Annotated in this window: 24 protein-coding genes and 3 pseudogenes; 13 read left to right on the top strand and 14 right to left on the bottom strand. The window is 41.8% G+C overall.

The annotated features are described in order from the left end of the window. Nucleotides 1-6: 6 nt before the first annotated feature. Nucleotides 7-1,860 carry a heavy metal translocating P-type ATPase gene (locus LFYK43_RS00135; protein ID WP_124974211.1) on the top strand — a complete coding sequence of 618 codons (1,854 nt, stop codon included), beginning with the start codon at nucleotides 7-9 and terminating at the stop codon, nucleotides 1,858-1,860. A 41-nt stretch (nucleotides 1,861-1,901) separates the two neighbouring features. Here LFYK43_RS00135 and LFYK43_RS00130 read toward each other — a convergent pair whose 3' ends face one another. The 4 genes and pseudogenes from LFYK43_RS00130 to LFYK43_RS00115 all read right to left on the bottom strand — a co-directional run bounded on the left by LFYK43_RS00130 (nucleotide 1,902) and on the right by LFYK43_RS00115 (nucleotide 6,177). Next, a complete protein-coding gene (locus LFYK43_RS00130) occupies nucleotides 1,902-2,573 on the bottom strand; it encodes a Crp/Fnr family transcriptional regulator (protein WP_124974208.1) in 672 nt (223 codons plus the stop codon). Nucleotides 2,574-2,832: 259 nt separating this feature from the next. After that, nucleotides 2,833-4,046 (bottom strand): annotated as a pseudogene (locus tag LFYK43_RS00125) (RNA-guided endonuclease TnpB family protein). Between the two features lie 145 nt (nucleotides 4,047-4,191). Beyond that, nucleotides 4,192-5,340 (bottom strand): ArgE/DapE family deacylase, encoded by a 1,149-nt coding sequence (locus tag LFYK43_RS00120; RefSeq protein ID WP_124974205.1) that lies wholly within the window; start codon nucleotides 5,338-5,340, stop codon nucleotides 4,192-4,194. Between the two features lie 9 nt (nucleotides 5,341-5,349). Further along, the gene (locus LFYK43_RS00115) at nucleotides 5,350-6,177 is read right to left on the bottom strand and encodes a transporter substrate-binding domain-containing protein (protein WP_124974202.1); all 828 of its coding nucleotides are present in this window, start codon (nucleotides 6,175-6,177) and stop codon (nucleotides 5,350-5,352) included. A gap of 237 nt (nucleotides 6,178-6,414) precedes the next feature. On the opposite strand from LFYK43_RS00115, the gene LFYK43_RS00110 reads away from it, so the two are divergent. The 5 genes from LFYK43_RS00110 to LFYK43_RS00090 are packed head-to-tail and all read left to right on the top strand — an operon-like array spanning nucleotide 6,415 to nucleotide 11,056. After that, entirely contained in the window at nucleotides 6,415-7,944 is a 1,530-nt protein-coding gene (locus LFYK43_RS00110; protein ID WP_124974200.1) for an ABC transporter permease/substrate-binding protein, read from the top strand. Further along, a complete protein-coding gene (locus LFYK43_RS00105; RefSeq protein ID WP_124974197.1) occupies nucleotides 7,945-8,919 on the top strand; it encodes an ABC transporter ATP-binding protein in 975 nt (324 codons plus the stop codon). Nucleotides 8,920-8,923: 4 nt separating this feature from the next. Further along, nucleotides 8,924-10,267: a dihydrolipoyl dehydrogenase family protein gene (locus tag LFYK43_RS00100; RefSeq protein ID WP_124974194.1), complete on the top strand. Its 1,344-nt coding sequence runs from the start codon at nucleotides 8,924-8,926 to the stop codon at nucleotides 10,265-10,267. A 12-nt stretch (nucleotides 10,268-10,279) separates the two neighbouring features. Then, complete coding sequence (locus tag LFYK43_RS00095; RefSeq protein ID WP_124974191.1) at nucleotides 10,280-10,561, top strand: hypothetical protein; 282 nt, start codon at nucleotides 10,280-10,282, stop codon at nucleotides 10,559-10,561. Nucleotides 10,562-10,588: 27 nt separating this feature from the next. After that, a complete protein-coding gene (locus LFYK43_RS00090) occupies nucleotides 10,589-11,056 on the top strand; it encodes a hypothetical protein (protein WP_124974189.1) in 468 nt (155 codons plus the stop codon). A gap of 169 nt (nucleotides 11,057-11,225) precedes the next feature. On the opposite strand, the gene LFYK43_RS00085 is transcribed toward LFYK43_RS00090, so the two are convergent. After that, complete coding sequence (locus LFYK43_RS00085; protein WP_124974186.1) at nucleotides 11,226-11,492, bottom strand: hypothetical protein; 267 nt, start codon at nucleotides 11,490-11,492, stop codon at nucleotides 11,226-11,228. Between the two features lie 87 nt (nucleotides 11,493-11,579). Beyond that, a complete protein-coding gene (locus tag LFYK43_RS00080; protein ID WP_124974183.1) occupies nucleotides 11,580-12,452 on the bottom strand; it encodes a GNAT family N-acetyltransferase in 873 nt (290 codons plus the stop codon). 1,071 nt (nucleotides 12,453-13,523) lie between these two features. Between LFYK43_RS00080 and LFYK43_RS00075 the strand changes: the two genes are divergently transcribed. Together LFYK43_RS00075 and LFYK43_RS00070 are read left to right on the top strand one after the other, a co-directional pair. Continuing rightward, complete coding sequence (locus LFYK43_RS00075) at nucleotides 13,524-14,351, top strand: helix-turn-helix domain-containing protein (RefSeq protein ID WP_124974180.1); 828 nt, start codon at nucleotides 13,524-13,526, stop codon at nucleotides 14,349-14,351. 75 nt (nucleotides 14,352-14,426) lie between these two features. Next, complete coding sequence (locus LFYK43_RS00070; RefSeq protein WP_124974177.1) at nucleotides 14,427-14,855, top strand: SRPBCC family protein; 429 nt, start codon at nucleotides 14,427-14,429, stop codon at nucleotides 14,853-14,855. Nucleotides 14,856-14,897: 42 nt separating this feature from the next. Here LFYK43_RS00070 and LFYK43_RS00065 read toward each other — a convergent pair. The 3 genes and pseudogenes from LFYK43_RS00065 to LFYK43_RS00055 all read right to left on the bottom strand — a co-directional run bounded on the left by LFYK43_RS00065 (nucleotide 14,898) and on the right by LFYK43_RS00055 (nucleotide 16,577). Further along, nucleotides 14,898-15,178 (bottom strand): annotated as a pseudogene (locus LFYK43_RS00065) (type II toxin-antitoxin system YafQ family toxin). Next, nucleotides 15,171-15,413: a type II toxin-antitoxin system RelB/DinJ family antitoxin gene (locus LFYK43_RS00060; RefSeq protein WP_124974174.1), complete on the bottom strand. Its 243-nt coding sequence runs from the start codon at nucleotides 15,411-15,413 to the stop codon at nucleotides 15,171-15,173. Before LFYK43_RS00060 ends, LFYK43_RS00065 begins: the two are co-directional and overlap by 8 nt. Before the next feature lie 213 nt (nucleotides 15,414-15,626). Next, nucleotides 15,627-16,577, bottom strand: coding sequence for a zinc-binding dehydrogenase (locus LFYK43_RS00055; protein ID WP_124974171.1), 951 nt, complete (start codon nucleotides 16,575-16,577; stop codon nucleotides 15,627-15,629). A 242-nt stretch (nucleotides 16,578-16,819) separates the two neighbouring features. Here LFYK43_RS00055 and LFYK43_RS12925 point away from each other — a divergent pair. Together LFYK43_RS12925 and LFYK43_RS00045 are read left to right on the top strand one after the other, a co-directional pair. After that, a pseudogene (locus LFYK43_RS12925) lies at nucleotides 16,820-17,065 on the top strand (type II toxin-antitoxin system RelE/ParE family toxin). Between the two features lie 61 nt (nucleotides 17,066-17,126). Beyond that, nucleotides 17,127-17,450: a HigA family addiction module antitoxin gene (locus LFYK43_RS00045; RefSeq protein ID WP_124974168.1), complete on the top strand. Its 324-nt coding sequence runs from the start codon at nucleotides 17,127-17,129 to the stop codon at nucleotides 17,448-17,450. Here the strand turns inward: LFYK43_RS00045 and LFYK43_RS00040 are convergent. The 4 genes from LFYK43_RS00040 to LFYK43_RS00025 all read right to left on the bottom strand — a co-directional run bounded on the left by LFYK43_RS00040 (nucleotide 17,447) and on the right by LFYK43_RS00025 (nucleotide 19,917). After that, a complete protein-coding gene (locus LFYK43_RS00040; RefSeq protein ID WP_124974165.1) occupies nucleotides 17,447-18,283 on the bottom strand; it encodes an RNA-guided endonuclease TnpB family protein in 837 nt (278 codons plus the stop codon). The genes LFYK43_RS00045 and LFYK43_RS00040 overlap by 4 nt on opposite strands. Before the next feature lie 347 nt (nucleotides 18,284-18,630). Continuing rightward, the gene (locus LFYK43_RS00035) at nucleotides 18,631-18,978 is read right to left on the bottom strand and encodes a hypothetical protein (protein ID WP_124974162.1); all 348 of its coding nucleotides are present in this window, start codon (nucleotides 18,976-18,978) and stop codon (nucleotides 18,631-18,633) included. A gap of 152 nt (nucleotides 18,979-19,130) precedes the next feature. Continuing rightward, on the bottom strand, nucleotides 19,131-19,634 hold the full coding sequence (locus LFYK43_RS00030; protein WP_124974159.1) for a GNAT family N-acetyltransferase: 504 nt from the start codon (nucleotides 19,632-19,634) through the stop codon (nucleotides 19,131-19,133). A 103-nt stretch (nucleotides 19,635-19,737) separates the two neighbouring features. Next, entirely contained in the window at nucleotides 19,738-19,917 is a 180-nt protein-coding gene (locus tag LFYK43_RS00025) for a transcription repressor (RefSeq protein ID WP_124974156.1), read from the bottom strand. A gap of 390 nt (nucleotides 19,918-20,307) precedes the next feature. Between LFYK43_RS00025 and abc-f the strand changes: the two genes are divergently transcribed. After that, nucleotides 20,308-21,807: a ribosomal protection-like ABC-F family protein gene (gene abc-f, locus LFYK43_RS00020; RefSeq protein ID WP_124974153.1), complete on the top strand. Its 1,500-nt coding sequence runs from the start codon at nucleotides 20,308-20,310 to the stop codon at nucleotides 21,805-21,807. A gap of 34 nt (nucleotides 21,808-21,841) precedes the next feature. On the opposite strand, the gene LFYK43_RS00015 is transcribed toward abc-f, so the two are convergent. After that, entirely contained in the window at nucleotides 21,842-22,555 is a 714-nt protein-coding gene (locus LFYK43_RS00015) for a GntR family transcriptional regulator (protein ID WP_124974150.1), read from the bottom strand. Between the two features lie 157 nt (nucleotides 22,556-22,712). Here LFYK43_RS00015 and LFYK43_RS00010 point away from each other — a divergent pair, with 157 nt between their 5' ends. Together LFYK43_RS00010 and LFYK43_RS00005 are read left to right on the top strand one after the other, a co-directional pair. Next, on the top strand, nucleotides 22,713-23,033 hold the full coding sequence (locus LFYK43_RS00010) for a PTS sugar transporter subunit IIB (RefSeq protein ID WP_124974147.1): 321 nt from the start codon (nucleotides 22,713-22,715) through the stop codon (nucleotides 23,031-23,033). Between the two features lie 39 nt (nucleotides 23,034-23,072). Further along, nucleotides 23,073-23,432 carry a PTS lactose/cellobiose transporter subunit IIA gene (locus LFYK43_RS00005; RefSeq protein ID WP_124974135.1) on the top strand — a complete coding sequence of 120 codons (360 nt, stop codon included), beginning with the start codon at nucleotides 23,073-23,075 and terminating at the stop codon, nucleotides 23,430-23,432. Nucleotides 23,433-23,687: the final 255 nt, after the last annotated feature.

The following is a 23,687-nucleotide window of genomic DNA, read 5'->3' as shown; positions in this document are numbered from 1 at the left end:
GTTAAAATGCAAAAAATTATTTTAGCGCATAAAAAAGAACTAACGATCATTAATGGTTCCTTGCTTTTGCTCGCCTTGGCGGATCATTTTTTTCTGACACAAGGGAAAATAGTACCCGTTGCCTTAATGCTTGCTGGGATCGCAGGGGTTTTGCCAATTGCCATCCAAGCTTTTCAATCTTTAAAGGTCAAGGTAGTTAGTATTGATGTTTTAGTCACGATCGCAGTCTTAGGTGCTTTTTTAGTTCAGAGCTATGAAGAAGCAGCGGTCGTCACGTTTCTCTTCTTGGCTGGTCATTTTTTAGAACAGGCGACGCTAAAAAAGACGAGAAAGGCGATTAAGTCTCTAGTTGAAATGGAGCCAGAGACTGCTTTAAAGAAAAACCTGCACGGTCAGTTTGAGGAGGTTTCAATTGACGAGGTCAGTGTTTTAGACAGGCTCTTAGTGAAGACTGGCGGCAAGATCCCTGTGGACGGCCAAGTTGTAAGCGGCTCTGGCTATGTCAATGAGGCTAGTATCACAGGAGAGTCTAAGGTTGTTGATAAACAAGCTGGTTCAACTGTTTATGCCGGAACTATTTTGGAAAATGGAACGATCCAGTTGGAAGCACAGCGAGTTGGCGAGGAAACCACTTTTGGCAAGATCATTGAACTAGTGGAAGAAGCTCAAGACTCAAAGTCCACTCCAGAGCGGTTTATTGATAAATTTTCTCAGTACTATACACCGGCTGTATTGCTGCTGGCAATTGTGGTGGGGTTCGTGACTAAGGATATTGAACTCGCCATAACTGTTTTAGTGCTGGGATGTCCCGGTGCTTTGGTGATCGGGATCCCAGTTTCGAATGTAGCCGGGATCGGCAATGGTGCTAAACACGGAATATTATTAAAGGGCAGCGAAGTGGTGCAGAATTTTAGTCAAGTTGATACGATGGTTTTTGATAAGACAGGCACACTAACGGTGGGTGATCCGCGGGTAGCAAAACTGATCACAATGCCAGGGATCAATGAGCGTGAAGCTCTTAGTCTGTTAGTTAGTACTGAATCAGAAAGTGATCATCCTTTAGCGCAGGCAGTAGTTAAGACTTATCCGGATACTGCCAGATATCCAGTGACTAAAACACAGGTGGTTAAAGGCGGCGGGATCTTTGCGCTGGTTAAAGGCCATCAAGTCGCTTTAGGCAATTTGCAGTTAATGAAAACTCATGGGATCGATGTAAAGAAAGAGGTCATAAAAGAAAGTGAGAAATTAGCCAGTGAAGGAAATTCCTTGATTTTCATGGCTATTGATCAGCAACCAGCACTAATTTTGGGGATCAAGGATCAGTTGCGGCCAAACGTTAAAGATGAACTTTCTAAATTAAAAAAACTGGGCGTTAAAAATTTGATCCTCCTATCTGGAGACAACCAGGGAACGGTCGATCAGATCGCAGAAAAAATCAGCTTAACCGAAGCCAAGGGCAATATGCTGCCTGAAGATAAGGCAGCATATATTAAGAAGCTACAAAACAATGGGCAAAATGTGACCTTTGTCGGTGATGGAGTTAATGATAGTCCGTCATTGGCGCTGGCTAACACAGGGATAGCTATGGGGAATGGTACAGATGTCGCAATCGAAACTTCAGATATTGTCTTGATGAATTCTGATTTTAGTCGGCTAGCTCCAACGCTTAAATTAGCAAAAGCCACCAGCCATAACATGCTTCAAAACATCATTATTGCAGTCGGGGTGGTTTTCGTTCTTTTAGGCAGCCTCTTATTTAGTGACTGGATCAATATGGGTATCGGGATGTTTGTCCATGAGGCCAGCATTATTGTAGTGGTCTTAAATGCAATTCGCTTGTTGAACTATCGCTTAGCGTAAAAAAAGAGACGTGCTTTTTGACGTCCCTTTTTTGCGTAGATCTAGTTGTTGTCAAGCTGGTTGATTTGAATCTTCCTATTTGAAAGGGACTTGATGACACCCTGTGCTTCTAATTTGTTAAAGCCGCGGGTAATAGATTCGGGTGTTGTTCCTAGGTAAGAGGCTAATTCTTTGCGTGCCATTGGCAGTTCGACCAGCGTTTTGCTTGCCGTGGGCTCAGTAATTAGGCTGGCCAAATAAGCACTGATCCGCTCGGTGATCGAGCTGTGGGCAATGGTAGTGATCTGATCTTCAGCTGCTTCTAAGCGAGTCGACATTTGCTGCAAGAGACTGAGACTAATTTCAGGATAATGGGCTAAAATCTCTTTAAAATCCGGCTGTGTTAACTGGCAGATCTCTGTGTCGCTTACGGCTTCTACGAGATCACTGTGTTCTTGTTTTTCTTGGAACAGGCTCCACTCACCGGTAAAATCGCCAGGACCCAATAAACGGATCAATTGTTCTTTGCCGTTTTCGAGGAGACGATAATTTTTTAAATGGCCCTGATGCACGATATATAAGGTGTCATTGTGGTCATGCAAATTATACAGGAATTCACCTTGGGTCATGTTTTTACTCGTCACTTTTGCTGAAATCTTAGCTAGTTTTTCCTGACTCAGCCCAGCGAAAATCGGAACTAAAACAAGACAGCTTTCTTTTTCAGACACTTTCATTATTTGCATTTGCCTCCATTATTCTAAGAAGTTAGCTCTGTAGTCTAATGGAATTTTACAACTTTTACTTCGGCTGGGACAAGAAAAACAATGGAGCCCTATAATTATTTCAGTTCTTACAAGGATTTTGAACTACCACCCTTTAAAAAGGGGGGGATTCTGGGAACACAGCAAACTTGTCAATTAGATTTCTCTAAAAAGATAGCGGTCACTGTTATTTACCAAGGCACGTCCCGTGCCTTATTTTTTAGGCACTAGTTTAGGCTAGCGTTTTTTGTGTTTCGATTTGTGCTAATCCACGGTTGAGGATGTTCAGACTAGCGTTAATATCACGGTCTAAGTGAGTTCCGCAAGTCGGACACTGCCACTCACGCACCGCTAACCACTCATGCTGACTTAACCCGACAAATTGCTGGTTGTGTTGACCGCAAGTACTGCATATCCTGCTAGTGTTTTTAGGGTCTACCATGAGTAGTTGTTTACCGTACCAGTCACACTTATATTGCAACATCGCGACCAAGTTACCCCAACCAGCGTTGGAAATTGCACGGGCAAGATGATGATTTTTCAGCATATCTTGCGTGTTGAGCTTTTCCACCACAATCACATCGTAAGCTTGCACTAACTGCGTGGTCAACTTTTGCAGTTTGTCGTTTCGGCGGTCACTGACCTGCCGCTTGAGTTTTGCCGCCGTCCGACGGGCTTGTTGATAGCGTGGAAATTGGCGCAAGCTAGTCCGTGGGAACAAGACTTTGTCGTGCTTGTCAAATGCAATTTCTTTGAGTGCATTTTGCCGACGGCGTGCCATTTTACGTTCCCATACCCTAATTTGTTTTTTAGCGTCAGTATCAAAATTCACCATATTGACATTTTGTCCATTGGACAAAATCATTAAGCTGTCTAAGCCAAGGTCAATACCAACAACTTGCTTTGTTTTGGGCTTGAGAGCTTGTTTTTCGCTCTCAATCAAAACCGTTGCGTAATACTGACCTTGCGAGTTGATACGGACGGTTGCCCGTTTAACTTTGCCAGTCAGCACCCGACCAGCCCGAAAATAGACCTGACCTAGTTTTGGCAGTTTTAAATGGTGGTCATCAATGACTTTAATATTTTGATTGACTGCTTTAGAAGTGTAACTTTGAGCATAGTTTTTCTTGCTTTTAAAGCATGGATAACCGTTACTTAGTTTCTTGTTGAAAAGCGTTTAAAGGCATCATGCAAGTTGCCATTAGATGCTTGCAATGCAGTAGCGTCTACGTTTTTTAACCACGGATATTCCGCTTTGAGTGCTTTCAGCAAGTTGTTCATTGCAAATTCATTTTGATATTTGGCATTAGAATTATTCTTGTGGCGAGCACTTTGCATCGCCAGCATTTGATTCCACACAAAACGTGTTGAACCAAAGGTCTGCTTGATTTGTTTAATTTGCTTCTGATTTGGGTATAGACGCACTTTAAAAGCTGTCAAAGTCATTGATTTCACCACCTTTTTTATTTAAGATAGCACATTGTCAGTTTGATGCAAGGTTTGACCGCATTTGTTGATTAGCGTGCAGGCTCGCTACGGCTATCCATCCCTCGACTAAAGTCGGGGGTCTTCCGCCGAAAACTAAATAAATTCAGCCGACAAATTTTAGGGCCAGTGCCTTATAGAATTCGATTGCTTTCAAATAAATCGACAGCTCAACATATTCGTCGGGTTGGTGAGAGGTGTAAGAGCCGGGTCCGCAGACGATGCTGTTAAAGTCGCCTTTGGCCTGCAAAAATTCCGCACCGTCATTGGCCCCCAAGCTGCCGGTGATCTTAACGGGCTTGCCGAACACGTTCTGGTAAATTGCCGCAGCCTGCTGCACCAGTTCTGAATCAGGTTGGCCTACGATCGGTTCTTCCGGGAAACTATACGATAAAGACAAGCTGTAGCCATCTTTGGCATTGAGTTCGTTCAAAATTTGCTCTAATTCGGCGTAAAAGAACTTGTTCGGGTATTCTGGTAAAGTCCGAATGTTGCCCAGATATGATGCTCGTGCTGGAATGCTGTTAACTTGCTCTCCACCAGTGATCTTCGTGATCTCATGGGTGACTGAACCTAAAACCGGGTCGGCGTGGTCGAACTGACTGAGACGTTCCTTAGCCAGATGATAAAAGTCCAAGAGATTGTCGATGGCATTGATCCCTTGCCATGGTCGTGCACTGTGAGCACCCTTGCCGATCGAAGTGACCTGATAGTCGATCACCCCGCGGGAGGTATAGACGAGTTCCGACATGTCCGTACTTGGTTCGGCGATAACCAGAGCTGCCAGGTGGTCCGCGTAACCGGCTTGGGTGAGCTGAGCAGCACCGTATTCACCGGTTTCTTCACCAACAGTTGCCAGGAGACGAATCTGTCCCTTGAGCTGAGTGCCTGCCTCGAGTAAGTCAAGCATGGCGCTTACGATCGCAGCCAGACCGCTTTTCATGTCCGAGGCACCACGACCATAGAGCTTGTTATCGGCGACTGTGCCGGAAAATGGCGGGTACAGCCAGTCTTCTTCTGGTCCGGCAGCAACCACGTCCATATGACCGGCTAAGCCGATTCGCGGTCCTTGGTCAGAGCCGATCGTAATGACTAGGTTGTCGCGGTGCGGGGCATAGGTCAGCCGCTCGATCTCTACGTTAGGGTAAGGCGCGAAGAGGGAGGCTATGTAGTCTGCGACTGCTGCTTCATTATCATTGACCGAAGGAATTTGGATCATTTTTTGGAGGATCTCAATTTTTGCATCTTTATTCATGATTTCACCTTATTTTCCATATTTTGCCTGCTGGGCTTGAGCTTGCTTGAACATCTTGTCGAGTTCTCCGCTGTGCTTAAGTTCAGTGATCTTTTTGTTGATCCGTTTGAGCAGAGCTTTATCGTCTTTATTGACCCCGATGCTGACCGCGCTGATGTCGGCAGTGGTTTTCAGCTTAACTTGAGCGATCGCATATTGGTTAGGATACTTGAGGGTATAGATCTCAGCTCCATCTTTGCCTAACAAGACCCCATCGACTTTCTGGGACTTCAATTCGGCCGTCAAAGTTCCCCGTGAACTTTCCGTGACCAGAGATGCTTTTGGCAGCTGAGTTTTGGCGATCTTTTCTTGGGCGGAAGACTGTTGCGCGCCAATGCTTTTGCCATTCAAATCACTGACATGATTGTACTTGTGGGCGTCTTCTTTTCTGACCAGTAAGACATTAGCTGCTTGGTGGTACGGCTTGGAAAAACTGACGGCTTTTTCTCTTGCCGGGGTCTTGACCATGCCTGCCAGCACGAGATCTACCTTTTTATCCTGCAGCTCTGTCAACAGTGAAGGGAAAGCGATGTTTTCGACCTTGAGTTTCACACCGAGATCATCTGCAATCTTCTGACCGACCATGATGTCATAGCCGATGATTTTCTTTTTGCCGTTTTGGACGATGGGAAATTCAAAGGGTGCATCATCAGCTGAAGTCCCTAAGACCAAGGTGTTTTTATTTTGGATCCGCTTGACGCTGTCCTCTGAGTTTTTGTTGCCGCAGCTTGCCAGGACCAGCAGAGTTAATGTGCAGAGTACTCCAAGAGTCAAGCGTTTGAGATGTTTTTGGCGCATTTGATACTCCCCCTTTATGTGATTAGATAAATCTTAGCATCTTTTTGACCGGAAATATACATAAAAGTGAATAATTATAAATTTAAATTTGAGCTGATTCTTAGTTTTCTTTAGACCCTATTGCTTTGCAGTTTTTGAAATAATTGTTAAGGTAAGGGTTGAAGAGAAAACGATTGTGATGTTTATGAGTTAGATGGTTGATATTGGAAAAACGACAACCTCGAAAGGAATCTAAGCATGGAACAAATCTTACAAACTTTTAGCGACAGAAAAGGCGAGCTCTGGTCAGCCTTGCTGCAACACCTCCAGATCTCAACTATTTCGCTTTTGATCGCGATGGTCATTGCGATCCCACTGGCGATCTGGGTCGTTAAACATACTAAATTGGCAGAATTTCTCCTGCAGTTGACGGGCGTTTTGCAGACTTTGCCGTCACTAGCCGTATTAGGGCTCTTGATCCCAATCGTCGGGATCGGGACTGTTCCGGCAGTGATCGCTTTGGTCGTTTATGCGCTCTTGCCAATTTTTCAAAATACATATCTCGGCTTGACTGAGATCGATCCGGCGTTAGAAGAAGCTGCGGATGCCTTTGGGATGTCCCGGATGAAAAAGCTGTTCCGACTGGAATTGCCTTTAGCGATGCCAACGATCATTTCCGGGATCCGGACGGCGTTAGTTATGATCATTGGGACCGCAACGTTAGCGGCGCTGATCGGTGCGGGCGGCCTAGGGACTTTTATCCTCTTGGGGATCGACCGAAATAATACTTCCCTGATTTTAATTGGGGCAATTGCTTCCGGCTTGCTGGCGATCATTATGAGTGCACTGATCAAGTGGCTCGAGCACGCTTCCGTTAAAACGGCAGTCTCGGTGTTGGCGCTGATCGTGGTGTTGCTGGGGGGCGGCAGTGCCTACAATGCCTATGTTAACCGGACAGAAACAATTACGATCGCCGGCAAATTAGGGTCGGAACCGGAAATTTTGATCAATATGTATAAGGAACTGATTACCAACGATGATTCGCATATCAAGGTGACGCTCAAGCCGAATTTTGGCAAAACCACCTTCCTGTTTAACGCGGTCAAAAATGACCAAATCGATATTTATCCTGAATTTACGGGAACTGTTTTGGAGACTTTGGCTAAAAAACCACAGAAAACAACTGGTTTAACGGCGCAAGCGACCTATCGAAAGGCTAAAACAACGCTGGCTAAGCAAGATGAGCTGGCATTGCTCAAACCGATGAAATACAACAATTCATACGCTTTAGCGGTACCGGAAAAATTCCAGCAGGAACACAAGCTAAAAACGATCAGTGACTTGCAAAATGTGCAGTCGCTGCTGAAAGGCGGGATGACGCTGGAGTTTATTGATCGCGGCGATGGTTTGAAAGGGATCAAGCAAACCTATGGTTTAGATTTTCCGGTCAAGTCGATGGAGCCGGCATTGCGCTACCAAGCAATCGGACAAAAGAAGATCAATATTGTGGATGCTTATTCGACTGACAGCGAACTGCGCCAGTATCATCTGGGGATCTTAAAAGATGACAAGCGGATGTTTCCAACTTACCAGGGAGCACCGCTGATGAAGCAGAAGTTTGCCGATGATCACCCGCAAATTGTCAAAAGTTTGAATAAACTTGCCGGTAAGATAACAGAAAAACAGATGCAAGAAATGAACTATGAAGTTAACGTGCAAGATAAGTCGCCCGCGACGGTCGCGCATAACTACTTGAGCAAACACCATCTGTTAAAGGAGGGCGATTAAATGGCCGCAGCAATCGAATTTCAAGGTGTCGCTAAGAAGTTTGGAGAAAATACCGTGATCTCGGGGATGGATATGGAAATTAAGCAGGGAGAACGCTTTGTACTGGTCGGTTCCTCTGGGAGCGGCAAGACGACCTCCTTAAAAATGATCAACCGTTTGGAAGATCCTAGTGCCGGTCAAGTGATGATCAATGGCAAGCTGGCTCAAGAATATCCGCTGCAAGAATTACGGTGGATGATGGGCTATGTTTTGCAGCAGATCGCCCTGTTCCCCAATATGACAGTAGCCCAGAATATTACCTTGATCCCCGAAATGAAGGGGACGCCGCGCGCACAACTCAAAGAGATGACCGACTCGCTCTTAGATCAGGTCGGCCTGGATCCGCAAAAATACCGGGACCGCTATCCGAAAGAACTTTCCGGCGGCGAGCAGCAACGCGTTGGGATCTTGCGTGCGATCTCGTCTCAGCCGCCGATCGTCTTGATGGATGAGCCGTTTAGCGCGCTTGACCCGATCTCACGGGAAAGCTTACAGGATCTGGTCATTAAATTACACAAGCAGTTAGGCAACACGATCGTTTTTGTGACCCACGACATGGATGAAGCTTTAAAAATCGGTGATCGTATCGGGATCATGAGTCAAGGACAGCTTCTCCAAGCGGCAACTCCACAAGAGATTGCACGGCATCCAGCCAATGATTTTGTGCGGGACTTTTTTGCAGGCAGTGTTGCCAAAAATATCTACGAAACACCTCTGTCCCAGCTGTTGTGGGGTGAAAATATCTTGCAGCAAAAGCCTCAAGCAGCAGAGGACATCCCAAACTTGAGAGAGGACGCAGCTTTACGTGAGTTATTTACGGCATTAAGTACGCATGATTATGTTCGAGTCCAGAGTCGCTCGGGACAGGACCTGGGGTATCTCAACCGCCAGTTGTTAGTTAACTATCTAAGTGCCAGCGAAAAGCAAGGGGAGTGAGCAAATGGCACAAGCAACAGAAAAGTATGCAGCAGTTATTATTGGCGCCGGACCAGCTGGAAATGCCGCAGCCTCGACGCTAAAAGCACAAGGGAAAACAGTGGCAATTGTGGAGGAGGATCTCTGGGGCGGGACCTGTCCTAATCGCGGCTGTGACCCGAAGAAAATTTTGTATGCCGCAGTTGAGGCTAAGCAGCGTGCCGCCTTATTTGCAGGTGCGGGACTAGATGCGAAGCTTAAAACTAACTGGCCGGAATTAATGGCTAACAAACGAGCCTATACTCGCGAAATTAGTCCTTCCACGAAGGGGAGCTTGGCCAATAGCGGGATCAAGACTTATATGGGTCATGCTAATTTCAGCAGCCCAACAACTTTAGAAGTTGGCGGCCATCATCTGGAAGCAGAAAACTTTATCATTGCGACAGGACAGCGACCACGGCTTTTAGAAATTCCCGGCAAGGAGTTTTTGCAGACAAGTACGGACTTTTTAGACTTGGATAATTTGCCCCAAGATATCACGATCATTGGTGGAGGCTATGTTGCCTTCGAATTAGCCGGGATCGCGGCGGCAGCCGGCTCACAAGTGACAGTTGTCCTGTATAATGACCGGCCGCTAAAAGCCTTTCCGAAACAGCTAGTTGATAAATTGGTTGTCGGCTTAGAAAAATTGGCGGTTCATTTTGTTTATAATCAAGATTTAGCAGAGGTCAAAAAAACTGCACCAGGCTTTCAGGTGGTCGGAAAAAGCGGCTACACCCATGATACGAATGCTGTTTTCGCTGCGGTTGGCCGGCAGCCTAATGTTGACCAGCTTGGCTTGACCCAGGCCGGGGTCGAATATTCACGCTTTGGTGTGATCGTGGACCGGCATTTACGCTCGACTGCCGCACACATCTATGCAGTGGGCGATGCAGCCGCTTCACCAGTACCGAAGTTAACTCCAACTGCGGGTTATGAGGCTAAATACGTAGCGGAACAAATCGCAGGCAACGATGCAGAGATCAGTTATCCAGCTGTGCCAACCACGGTTTTCTCGTTTCCCAAGTTAGCCCAGGTCGGTTTAACCGAAGATGAAGCCTTAAAGGATCCGGCCCGTTACCGGGTCAAAACAACCGATGTTTCCAGCTGGATCACCTATAAGCGCCAGCATGAAAGTGAGACATTGGTACAGATAATTGAAGATAAATTGAATGACCAAGTAGTAGGCGCGGCTTGTTTAAGCATGGAAGCAGATGAAATGATCAATTACTTGACATTATTGATCGGTGAACAATACTCGGCCCAAAAACTGAGGGCAACTTTATTCGCCTATCCGACGACGGCCAGCGATCTGCAGTATTTGTATTAAAGGAGACAATGTATGGATAGCCAGGAAGCAGCCAAGCAATTTTTGGTGAAATATTTTGCTAAAGCCAACCAACTAAACCACGTGATCAAAGAATTAGACCAGCTTCGAGCTCAAGGACAGCCCGATCCGGGTGATTTAGAACAAAAAACCAAGGATTATGGCGATCTATTAGATAGTTTGAATGCTGGCAAAGAACAGTTGGATCAGAGCCTGAAAAAAGTAGGCTTTGACAAGCCACTCGCCGATTTTACGGAGGAGGAATTGCAACGGCTGTCTAAAATTTTGGCACCTTAGATCTGAGATTAAGTTGGAGGGAAAGTTTTGAATGAGCACGCTAAGGTCGAAGCGGCAGAAAAGAATCCGTTATTTGATCAGCAGGCACTGAGAAATTTTGTCGCTGCAAATGATGACTTGACCTTTACCCAGCACAGTCAGGATGCGATCTTACTTTTTCCTGACGGGCAGTTGATCCGGCCTTTAAAAGAGCAGGATGGAAAGAGAACGACTTATCATTATGTAATGAAATATTATTTTCGGCAAATTGGCTTACCCAAAGTTCCAGAAATTAAACGGCAAAACCAGCGCCTGTTTAACAACCTGGTGACTAAGGGTGTGGGTGTCGTGAATCTGATCCCAGAGACCTGGTCGGCATTAAAGGGCGATCAGCAGGATCTGACGGTCACGCAAAAAGAGTTTTTAGAAGATCACCAATACCAAGTTTTTAGCTACGTGAAGAATAAGCCGCTCAATATGGAGGGTTTGTATCGATGGCTGGGGGAACTGGACTGACTGTGAAGTGAGGAAGAGGACAAAGGTTAAGGGGCGGATTCGTAGCCAAATTTAGTTATCTTCCAAGCGAAAAATGACGAAAAACAAATTATTTGCAGGTAAAAAGCCGCTCTCATAAACTCTAGTGGGTTGAGGGCGGCTTGTTTGGGTTAGTTGATATAACCCAGAATCAGTGAAACCACGTTGAAGAAGATAAGGCGGTATCAACTTTTATATTTGGTTTTTGTAGTTCTGTATAAAAATTAAGCCCCTTTTGAGAGATGTTTTGGTTAAGCGCTAACTTTCTAAATTTATCTTTCATAGCTCCTAAAACAAAATTTTCTTTTTGACCGCTGCTAAGTTGTTCAATTGCGGTTGTAATTATTTCCTGTTCTACTGGTTCTTCTAAACTGACCAACGATAATCTTTCTGCCAAAGGTAATTGCTTTTTATACATTTTGAACACCTCCTAGAGTCAATTCAATATAATTGTGGTCATTGAAAATATTGTAGTTGCATTGTCGGTATAAATAACAGTAAGCTTTCAACCTTTAGATACTAAATATACGATTTCTGTTTCCACATAAAAACCAGCATTTTTATAGGCATGAAGTGCAGCTAAATTATCTTTTTCTACTCCTAACACAAAAGCTTTATGTTGCTGAAGTTCCAGTATCTGCATAATTGTTTTAATAAAGAATGTTCCATAGCCATGATTGCGAAATTTAGCGTCTACCACGAGTCCAAAGAAATAATAGTCTTGACCATTGTCTATTGCACAATAGCCGATCACTTCGCTTTTGTACTCAAGAACAAAAGTTAGTGTGGAGACATCATTAAAGCTTTCATCTATGTAAGTTTTACTTTCGTCTTCTGGGATGGCAAAGGCTTCACTTTGCAAAGCTATCAGCCGATCAGCGTCACTTGCTTGCATTTTTCTGACATTAAGGTCGACGTCTGTTTTGAGTTTTTGAGTATCTCTGGGCATAGCGAGACATCTCATCTGGTATTCCGATTCGCCGATAGTCAAGGCTGTCTTTGCTAGGAAGTTAGGGTTTCTTTGTAAAAAACTTTTTTCGGAGACATATTCTATTTTGTGATAACCAAACGAAGATAGAATTTGTTGCGCATGCTCGAGCATTAGAGTTGCTATGCCTTGATTCCTAAATTTCGGTAAGACGTTCAGATACAAGTCTATTGGTTCATTAACTTCCCCATCAGCGTATAACATTGTAAAGCCAATTAACATACTTTTTTCGTAAGCCAAAATGAAAGTCGGCATGTCTGGAAAATAGTTAAACTGATTGCTGAGATATGGATCTCTAAAACTTTGATCTGCTTGATGGATAGCAGTTAATAAGCGGATAACTTCACTTTGCTGTTTCGCAGTTAAAGTGACTTGCTCTTCTAAATACACATTATTTCAACTCCCTTTTTCAAGCAAAAAGCTAGGACCTACTTGTAACAAATGGATCCTAAATCCCAGTAATTTTTTACTTTCTATGTGTTGAAGATACTGAATAGCAAAAGGAAACAATTCCTGTTAGCAAAAATAAAAATGAAAACGAGCCAGAAAAAGATAGATTATTGCTGCTTATTGATAGATTAACAAATGGTTCTTTAGCAAAAATGCCCAATAAAAGAGCTCCGAATAGAAATAGAATACCAATAATTCTCCAAGAATTTTGCCTGCTCATCGTTTACATCTTCCTTTTAGTACAGTGTAACTTAATTTGACAATTACAACTAACACAGTCCGTCCGATAATAGCTAACATTTTTTGATACTTGTCTGATTTAATTTCGAATTCAAATTAAGCACAAAGTGAAAATGAATAACAGTATTAGTATTCGTACTATATGGTGGCTCAGATGGAAGCTTTTTTTAAAAATACCAGTTAAAATTGCGCAAATAGAAATGACTATGCAAGAAAACATTGTTATGACAATAAATGTTTTATAGTTATAAACAAAGTATACAGATGGTGTTAGTGCTGCAATAACAGTAATTATGTTTAAAGTTAAGAAAGGATTATGTTTGCCCTCGTTGTTAAAAAGGTCCAATAAGGCAGCAAATCCAGTTAAAAGCATGAATAAAAAAAGAAGAGTAACTCCAATTACAGACAACATTAGCAGAACCCTCCATACAAGATTTTTTACACGACTCTAAGTAAGGCTTTTAAGTATTAGTTAACTATAATTTTAGTATAACATAGAAAAAATTAGGGATTTGTTGCTACATAAGGTATGCTTTCGAATCCAACCTCCTGAATAGTTATTTGCTCAAAATATGAACTTGAAGTCGAATGGATAGCTTAGTTCTAGCACAATAAAATAAGAAAGCAAATTTTTAGCGAACAAAAAAATTTCCAAGAAAAGCAAGACCTAATAGGCTGTGGGAATCACTTAATTACAGTTTATTGGAAGAAATAATCAATACTCACGTATAATATCTTTAAGTCAGAATTATTACAGGGGGGATTAGTACGATGCCTAGGCAGTTAGGAAATTTATTAAAAAGTATACGTAAACAGCAACGTCTTTCGCAAAAAGAAGTTGCTGCCGGTATTTGTGCTCAATCAATGTTATCAGCGATCGAAAATGGAAAATATATGCCAAACGCTCGCTTATTGCTTGCTTTATGTGATCGTTTAGCTATCAGCTTAGACGAAATCAGCTTGAGTAGAGACTTTTCAATTTCGACTAGTCAAATGTTTAATAATACTCTTTCAAAACTATGCGATCAGCACAAGTATGCTGAACTAAAAAATTTTTTGTTAGATCCAGCGACGATTGACAAAGTTCAAACTGCAGAACAAACACAAGCATATTACTATTATTTAGGTGTTGCCAATTTTCACGTGGACACAGATTTAACGACTGCTGAACAAAATTTAAAGATATCAATATCTAGTGACGAAAAAGTAAGAATTGACTCAGCTTTAACAAGATTAGGCCTGGTTTCATTAGGCTTCATACAGGCAAAAAAAGGTCTAGCTGATTCGGCGTCTACATTAACAATTAAGGCTATGACAGATATTGATCAGGCAAACTATACGCAAAATTTAAACATAATTTTTTATTTAGCGGCCTTAACTAACTATAAACTTAGAAAAACAAAAGATGCTTTAAAATGGACCGCAAAAGGAATTGCTTATATAACTGATCATGATCCACATTATATGTTGGCAAATTTATACCGATTGATTGCTCAAATCGCTGAAGAAAATGAACAAGAAGATCGAAAATTAGAAGCATTACAGCGCAGTGACTTTTTAAAAAGTTTGTTTAAGGAAAAAATCAACGAAAACTTCTAAATATCAGCATTCTGATTATCAACAGATACAAAGATTCGTTAAATTAAGACTATCAAATCAAGGAGGTCTTAATTTATGCAGCAAAAATTATTTTCCAATGTAGTAGTAGTGGGTGCGAATCAAAAGCAAGTTTGGCAGTTTTTAATAAATCCGCAACATTTGTCAGATTGGGCCCCTTCAATTACGTTAGTAGGAGAAGGAAAGAGTAGTTTTACTATCAGCAGAGCGGAAGCGGCACTTAATCAACATGAAGTGATCAGTGTTGAAGAAACAGAAGAAGGTATTAAATATACTAGTACGGAAGGACGATTAGAGTACGAAGTTTTCTTTTCAATAGTAGGCGAGGGTAACCAAACAACGATTCAAGAAGATGTTTATATTCCAGAAAAAGCGGATTTGTACCTGCCAGTAAAACTTTTAACTCCGATTGCTAAACATGCATTTAATGTTAATTTAAACAACTTAGCGTCTTTAGTTAAAGAAAGTACTAGGCTAGAGAAATAGTGTATTCAAATAAAAAGCAACTCAAATTATTTGAGTTGCTTTTTATTTGAAAAGATCCGAATGTGAGTCTGTGTCAATAAAACGCACGAATTCGCCATCATATTTGTAAATCAATATCCAGACTGGTTTGATATGTAAATCACGCTCTGGTTTTCGATTAACCAGAGGATGATCATTATAATGTGGTTCTAACGGCTCATCTCGTAATAGTTTACGGTACACGGCTTCAAAATCTTCTTTTGTATAGCGGCCGCCTTTTAAAATCGTCTTATAGTGTTTTTAAACTGACGTTCAAAAGCAAGCTTATAAACAAATTCAGTCATTTAACCAGCCCAACCCTTCTTCAGGATCGTTAAATTCAACGTAATCTTGGCTTTTCATGGCTTTTTCTAAACGTGGAGTAGGTTGAGAAACTTCAAATGGGATCCCGCCAGCTTCAATGGCTTTTTTTGCAAAGATCCTAAATGCTTCTCCAGGCGTTAAACCTACACGACTAAGGACAAGTTCAAACTCCTTCTTTTCTTGATCGTCCATTCTAAAATGTACTTGGCTGGTCATAAATATCACCTCTAGCTTTATGGTCCCAACTGGTACCGAAAATTGCAAATGATTTAACCAAAATCGGTAATTGCGGGCATTTTTTGGTACTGGCCTGACTTAAACATGGGCAAACAAGATGCACGGCTAGCCTAATGCGGAATGACTGACTTTTGGGCTGGTAGCTAACTTCATTTTAAAATCTGTCTGCCGCTAAAACAGTTCCGATTATGCTCACAGTTTTAGTAAAACTTTTCCGGTACTTTGACCGGATTCTAAATACGCATAAGCTTCTTTTCCTTTAGATAAAGGGAAAATAGTCGGAGAACTTATTTGTATTTTGTTGTTTTGAAAATATTTAAATAAACGTTGCGCACGTGCATTTCTTTGGGTTGAGTCAGTTAAATAGTCCCATAAATCACCAGTTAAAATGCTTTTCGATTGATTTAATAACTGCAGAAGGTCAATTTGAGGCGGATTGCCGCCAGCCATTCCATAGAAGATAACTTTCCCTCTTTTAGCGGTGAGTAGTAGGCTTTGCTCAATTGTTTTACCTACTCCGTCATAAACAGTTTGGAACCTCCCTTTATTATCCTCCAGCCAAGAAGAGTTTCGTAAAAACAATTCTTGTGCTCCCTGTTTAAGAGCCAAAGAGCGTTTTTCTTGGGTGGAGGTGACGCCATAAACGTTAATGCCGTCGGCAGTCAACATTTGCGCTAAAATTTGTCCTACACCACCACTGATCCCATGGATCAGCACCCTATCGCCTAGAACGTTTTGGGCTAAATCATGCGCTAGAAAATCAGCGGTTAATCCTTGCAGACCAATGGATGCAACTAGTTCTGGATTTAAATCGTGGGGTACTTTAATTGCGCGTTCAACTGGAACACAGACATACTCTGCATTTGCCAAAGGCACATCTACAAAAAATATTTTATCGTTCAACTTAAAATTTTTAACTTTTTCACCGAGAACAATGACAGTCCCTAATCCTTCATAACCGTTTATATAAGGTTTATGTTTTTCAATATGATATGTTCCACGGCGACGGTATATATCAGCAAAATTCAGACCGCTATACGCAGTTTTTACTAGAATTTGATCGTTGTCGACCTGAGGAGTGTCAACATCTCCGTATTTTAAAACGGAATTGTCGCCAAATTTGTTAAAGTATAAAGCTTTCATGGGTAAGCCTCATTTCTCAATTATTGATACTAGAAGCTTATCATTTTTACTCATTAATCAAAAACAATAATGTTGAGCATTTTTTCGGCAATATGCTTATCTGGGCGCTTAGCAGGCAGAAAGAGCTAAGTTGAAACTAAATTTTCTTACTGGAGTTAGTTTTGATAAACCAAAAAATATAACTGTTTTACATATACATGCGATTAAGGCATAATATGGTAAATTAACTCAAAGGAAAAACCATGATAAGAAATTTTGCAGATAAGGAAACTGAGAAAATTTATAATTAAAAATTTTCTAAAAAATTACCCCAGTCAATTCAGAAAACAGCTCTGCGAAAGCTAATTATGTTAGATAGTGCTATGAACATCAATGATTTACGGGTTCCACCTGCAAACCATTTAGAACAATTGGTAGGAAATCGTGAAGGCCAGTATAGCATAAAGATTAATGCACGGTATCGACTTTGTTTTGCAGTCGAGGACTAGGGAGACTTTGTCAATGTTGAAATTGTTGATTATCACCACTTAAAGAAGGAAAGCGAATATTATGAACAAAATTCCAACACCAAAAATCAGTGAAATTTTAAGAGAAGAATTTATGGAACCATTGAATTTTTCAGCCTATGCGCTGGCTAAAAGAATCAATGTTCCAACGTCTAGAATACAGGATATTTTGCATGATCGGCGGCAAATCACGGTCGATACTTCTGTTAGATTAGGCAGGTTTTTTGGAGTTTCTGACCGCTATTTTTTGAATTTGCAAAATGATATAGATATTCGTAAGGCTGAAGAAGAAAAGGGAAAGGAGTACATTGAACTACCACCCTTTAAAAAGGGTGGATTCTGGGAACACAGCAAACTTGTCAGCTAGATTTCTCTAAACAGATAGCGGTCACTGACCTGCCGTTTGAGCTTTGCCACTGTCAGACGGGCTTGTTGGTAACGTGGAAATTGACGCAAACTAGTACGTGGAAACAAGACCTTTTCGTGCTTATCAAAGGCAATTTCCTTGAGTGCGTTTTGGCGCCGACGGGCTGTTTTGCGCTCCCACACTCTAATTTGCTGTTTAGCGTCAGTATCAAAATGCACCATGTTGACTTTTTGCCCGTTAGACAAAATCATCAAACTATCTAAACCAAGGTCGATACCGACAACCTGCTTTGTTTTGGGCTTGAAAACTTGTTTTTCGCTCTCAACCAAAACGGTTGCGTAATATTGTCCTTGCGAGTTGATACGGACGGTTGCCCGTTTGACTTTGCCGGTCAAAATACGACCGGCACGAAAATAGACTTGCCCTAGTTTCGGCAGTTTCAAGTGGTGGTCATCAATGACTTTGATACTTTGACCGTTGTTTTTAGTCGTGTAGCTTTGCGCATAGTTTTTCTTACTTTTAAAGCGTGGATAGCCGTTACTTAATTTCTTGTTGAAGAAACGCTGAAAAGCGTCGTGCAGATTACTGTTAGTTGCTTGTAGTGCTGTGTTGTCCACGTCTTTTAACCACGGATATTCTGCTTTTAGCGTTGTTAGCATTAAGTCCATTGCATAATTATTTTGATACTTAGCGTTTGGATTATTCTTGTGCCTTGCACTTTGCATAGCCAACATTTGGTTCCACACAAAACGGGTTGAACCAAAAGTCTGCTTAATTTGCTGAATTTGTTTTTGGTTTGGATATAAGCGCATTTTAAAAGCTTTCAAAGTCATTGATTTCACCGCCTTTTAATTTAAGATAGCACATTGTCAGTTCTAAGCAAGGCTTGACCGCATTTAGTGGTATTAGCGTGCTAAGCACGCTACGGCTATCCTTCCCCCGACTGAAGTCGGGGGCTTGTCGCCAAAATCTAAGTCAAATTCGACAATATCAGCTTGAATAGTTTTAAAACGGCCGCACCTGTCTTCTAGGTGTGGCCGTTTTAATGACTATGGCTGTATGGTCTATTTCTGAGAAATAGACCATCGAATCACCTATCAACAAGACGTTCAAAGGATCACTTTTTAGCTTTGCGCTAGATAAATCATAAGGATATCAACAATTTATGCCGCCTTCTATCTTAAGGATGTTCCACTTTTTTGGTGAAAAAAGAAGGTACGGTATTTGCTGCAACAATAATAAATGGCAGCACAAAATCGATTGCAAAATCAGGGATCAACCAAATTGCGAGTAAGGCCAGCGCACCTAAGATAGTTCTAAAGACACCGTCAAAATGGTTGACGGTTGTCGGATGGTATTTTTCTTGATAAGAAGATTTTTTGTTGAATAGTAGAAATACACTGATAAGGGAAATTATCATGAAAATTACGCCCCAGGTTCCACTTTTAAAATGGGCAAAAGAAATCCATGCCAGGATAAAAGGAACAGAACTTAAAAGGTTGATAAAGCCATAATGCCAGTCGATCAAATTAAAACCCCTCAATTTTTTTATGCAAGTGTATCGTACTAAAATAATGACTTGCAACTTATTGGCATTCAATATAAGTCTGAACCACTGAAAAAGGCTAGTTGAAGGTGAACTATTGCTTTAGCCAAGGACCTACAACATAACAATGGCCATTATTTTAAGTCGATTCTCATTGCTTTTTCTTTAGTTTCGCCGAGTTTTGATTTATCTATTCTAGGTTCTCCTATCGTTTTGAAGCCCATTTTCTGATAGAACTTGATGGCCGGCATGTTGTTGTAAAGTACCCAGAGAAAAACAGAATGATAACCGCCTTGCTGTAAAATATGTAATGCGCGTTTTAGAAGTTGTGAGCCGGTCCCGATCTGCTGGTATTCAGGGTCAATGTAGAGCGAATATATCTCACCATAGTTCGGGAAAACAGCAGACCTTGCTGGTCCATAGCTGCAAACACCGATTATTTTCTGTGAAGCATTTTCCGCGATCAAAGTATTTTGCCATCTGTCTTGTGGTGACCAAGTGTTTTCGTTTAGTTGGTCAAGTAATTTCTGAGGCAATAAGCCTTGATAAGCACTTTTCCAAGTTTTTAAATATAACTTGGAAATTGCAGAAAAGTCCTCACCCTCTGTACACGGTCTGATCGTAATAATTTGCGCCATCAAAAGTCACCTTCTGTAAAGTCAACATGATTTAAGACGTTTATCGCGAAATAAATGAAAAATCCTGCACCATCTATAACGATTGCCCAGGACATTTATGGTCTTAGTTTAAAAGTGTTTCAACGGAAACGTGGAAGTAACGTGCAACCTCAGCGAGTTTGTTGCAAGGTGCAGTTTGATTCCATGTTCTAAAAGTTCCTTCTGGCAGACCTAAGGCAATTTCGAGAGCCTCTAAGTGAACATTTCTCGTTTCTGCCAAAGCCTGAATTGTTTCGAAAATCAAAAAGCCATCTCCTTGCTTTTTTAGATTATCTATATTATGCTACAAAAACTGCAAAAGTGAAACAGTTTTCAATCTATCTTTAAACTTTTGAAATAATTTTGCTAGCTTAAAAAATATGTATTTGCTATACTGACTGTAATAACAAGCGAAAGTGAGTGATCCAAGCGTTGAGAATCTAATTTAACTTCCAGAATACCGTTGGCAACAGACAAGGTGCGGGTGCACTGCTTATTGGCGTGTGTCCAAAAACGGTTCTAGAGTTAAATTGATCAACGCTATGGGTCTTTTTGTTTGCTCAAATTTAATGGGCCCCAACTTGAGAAATTTAAAAGATAACCAGTCCTTGTCAGAGTTTAAAGTGGTTTTGACCGCTTGTAAAGGAGGACTTCGATGTCTCAAATTGGAATTAATCAGTTAAACTTTGCCTATCCTGGGCAGGAAAAGCAGCTTTTTAAAGATGTAACTTTAAATCTTGATTCTGATTGGAAACTTGGTTTATTTGGCAGGAACGGTCGTGGCAAAACAACCTTGCTCAAATTATTACTGGGAAAATACGAGTACAACGGCACGATCAGTCACCAAGTTAATTTTACGTACTTTCCCTGTGAGATCAACGACCCTGACCAGCTAGCTTACTATGCTTTGAGTGAGGAAAATGATTTTGAAACTTGGCGGTTAGAGCGAGAACTAAACTTGATGGGGGTCGAACCAGAGTTGTTGTGGCGTCCGTTTGCGAGTTTGTCTGGCGGAGAACAAACCAAGTTAAAGCTGGCACTAGTGTTTATTGATGAACAAAATTTTCCCCTGATCGACGAACCGACTAATCATTTAGACATGGCTAGCCGCCAGCAAATTGCTGCCTATTTAAAAAAGAAAAAGCAGGGCTTTATCATCGTTAGTCATGACCGCGATTTTGTCGATCAAGTGTCGGATCATATTTTGTTGATCGAAAAAGCACAACTTTCATTGTACAGTGGGAATTATTCCACCTATCGCCAGGAAAAAGAACTGTCTGATAATTACGAACTGCAGGAAAACGCAAAATTAAAGAAAGATATTCACCGTCTCAAACAGACCATGACGGAAAAGAAAAAGTGGTCTCTAGCACGTGAAGGCGACAAGTATGGTGACCCGCATAAGAAAGGCAGCGGGAGTATTGGAGATACAGGTGCGATCGGAGCACGCGCCGCGCGGGTGATGAAAAAATCGAAGTCACTAGAGCGGCGAATGGGAAATGAGATTGCTGACAAGCAAAAATTACTCAAAAATATCGAACAGATCGATCCGTTGGAGCTTAACTTCCAACCTAGTCACCACCAGACAGTTGTGCGGGTGGAAGACTTAAAGCTGTCATATGATGACCAGCAGTTGTTTTTGCCAGTGAACCTAGAGTTAAAGCGCGGGCAGTGTGTTGGGCTTGTTGGCCCTAACGGTATCGGCAAAACCAGCCTAGCTCAAGCCTTGAATGGTACATTTGCCGGCCAAATGACTGGCAGGGTGCAATTATCCAGGCAAGGGCAGATCAGTTACATCGAGCAAGATTTTGATAAAAATACCGGCACTTTGTCTGAATTTGCCGAAAAACAGCAGCTTGATTATGAAATGTTTCTCAATAATCTGCACAAATTGGGCTTGGAACGGGCAGTTTTCAAGCAGCGGATCGAAGACATGAGTATGGGACAGCAAAAAAGGGTGGAAGTCGCTAAATCACTCTCCCAACCGGCGGAACTATATATCTGGGATGAACCATTGAACTACTTGGATATTTATAATCAAGACCAGCTCAGTCAACTGCTGCTGGAATTTAAGCCGACCATCTTGCTGATCGAGCATGACCGGCAATTTATTGATCGAGTTGCGGATCAAATCATTACGTTGACAAGAGAATAGAGCAAAAAAGCAGTGCTTTGGCGAGCGCTGCTTTTTAGTGCAGATAGTTGCTGACGTGATAATAAAGCGTGAGATCATCTTGAAAGTAGCAAGTCTTTGAGTAGTTGAAAGGCCGCTCATTTTTTAAGTAGTTGATCTCTTCGATCTGCAATGTGGATTCACCAATTGGATGCCCAGTCAATTCGGCTTCTTCTGCCTTTAAATGATAGATCTTGACGTATTCGTCGGCATTGATGATCTCGATGTTGTAATTTTCGATGATAAAGGCAAAAATTGAATCGGAACAAATTTTCTCGTTCAAGTAGGGCACGACACTACGCAGGTAATATGCTTCCTCGAGGCTTAGCAGATCGTCTTTGGTCCACCGCAAACGTTTGACGTAATAGACTGGTTCTCCAACCTCACAGCGCAAAAACTTAGCTAATTCACGACTGGCCGGCAAACTCTCGAAAGCTAAGATCTTTGATGTGACTGGAGATTCGTTGGCAAGAGCATTCATCCCGACTTTATTGGCAAGGTTCATTAAGTTATCTTCGTTATGTAGGGGCTGATTGACAAAATAACCGCTGCCTTGGATCCGATTGATCAGGCCTTGTTCGTATAAAACATCCACTGCATTGCGGACAGTGTTGCGGCTAACTAAATACATATCCATTAATTGCGACTCACTGGGCAATTTATCCGTGAAGATTTGATCAGTTATCTTGTGAGAAATATCTTGAGCGATCTCTTTGTATTTTAAGACCATAAACCTGTCCTCCTTAAATTATTTAAAGGTACTTGTAAAATTAGTACCAATATGATATAAATATATTGTAAGGGAAAGCGCTTTATTTAGCAAGGATTTGCTTTGGAAATGTTAAATAAAAAGCTAAAAATTTAAAATAAAGATGGAGGTCTTTATAATGGCTAAAAAAACGATCATGTTATGTTGTGCAGCAGGTATGAGTACAAGTTTGTTGGTGACAAAGATGCAGAAGGCTGCAGAAGCAGAAGGCAAGGATGCTGAGATCTTCGCTGTTCCAGCTGCAGAAGCTGACTCACAATTGGAAGCAAAGGAAATCAACTGCGTATTGCTTGGACCACAGGTTCGTTACATGGAAGCTGATTTCAAGAAAAAATTAGATGGTAAGAATATCCCAGTTGCCGTGATCAACATGCAAGCTTATGGTATGATGCAAGGCGACAAGGTTATCCAACAAGCCTACGAATTGATGGGTGAATAATAAAAATCTAATTGGTGAGAACCAAAACGGAGGATCAGCATGGCAGAAGAAGAGAAAAACACACAACAATCTGATGAAGAATTGCAAATGCAGACAACAATGGGTCTGATCATTAATGCTGGAAATGCAAAATCATTTGCAGTGGAAGCAATCAAGGCAGCTAAGGAAGGCAACTTTGACGAAGCTCACAGCAAGCTTGATGAAGCTCAGAAGGCATTGGTTGAAGCGCATAATACGCAAACAGGTATGTTAACGAAGGAAGCACAAGGCGAACATGCCCAGGTCACATTATTGATGGTTCACTCACAAGATCATATGATGACTGCGATCACGTTTGTAGATTTGGCAACGAACTTTGTTGATGTGTATGAAGAACTAGACGAACTAAAGAAGCACTGATCGAGCTATTAACAGACTAATTGTTAAAGATCAAAAAAGACAAGGCTGGGCAAAGAAATTTGGCAGTGCTTGTCTTTTTTAAAACAGGGCGGAGCGCGGCGTTCAGCAGGTGAGCACTAACGGGCTTCTACCAAAAATGCGATTTTCAGCATTGTTGGCAGAAGTAGGTTAGGCGCAACCTGCTGCCACGCGTAACCCGACTATGAAAACAGGGCGGAGCAAAACTGTAGAAAGTAAGCATGATCGGACTCCGGG

Source organism: Ligilactobacillus salitolerans (assembly GCF_003864415.1).
Lineage (GTDB): Bacteria > Bacillota > Bacilli > Lactobacillales > Lactobacillaceae > Ligilactobacillus > Ligilactobacillus salitolerans.
The sequence above is the reverse complement of the archived record's forward strand: the minus strand, read 5'-3'. Positions and strand labels throughout refer to the sequence as shown.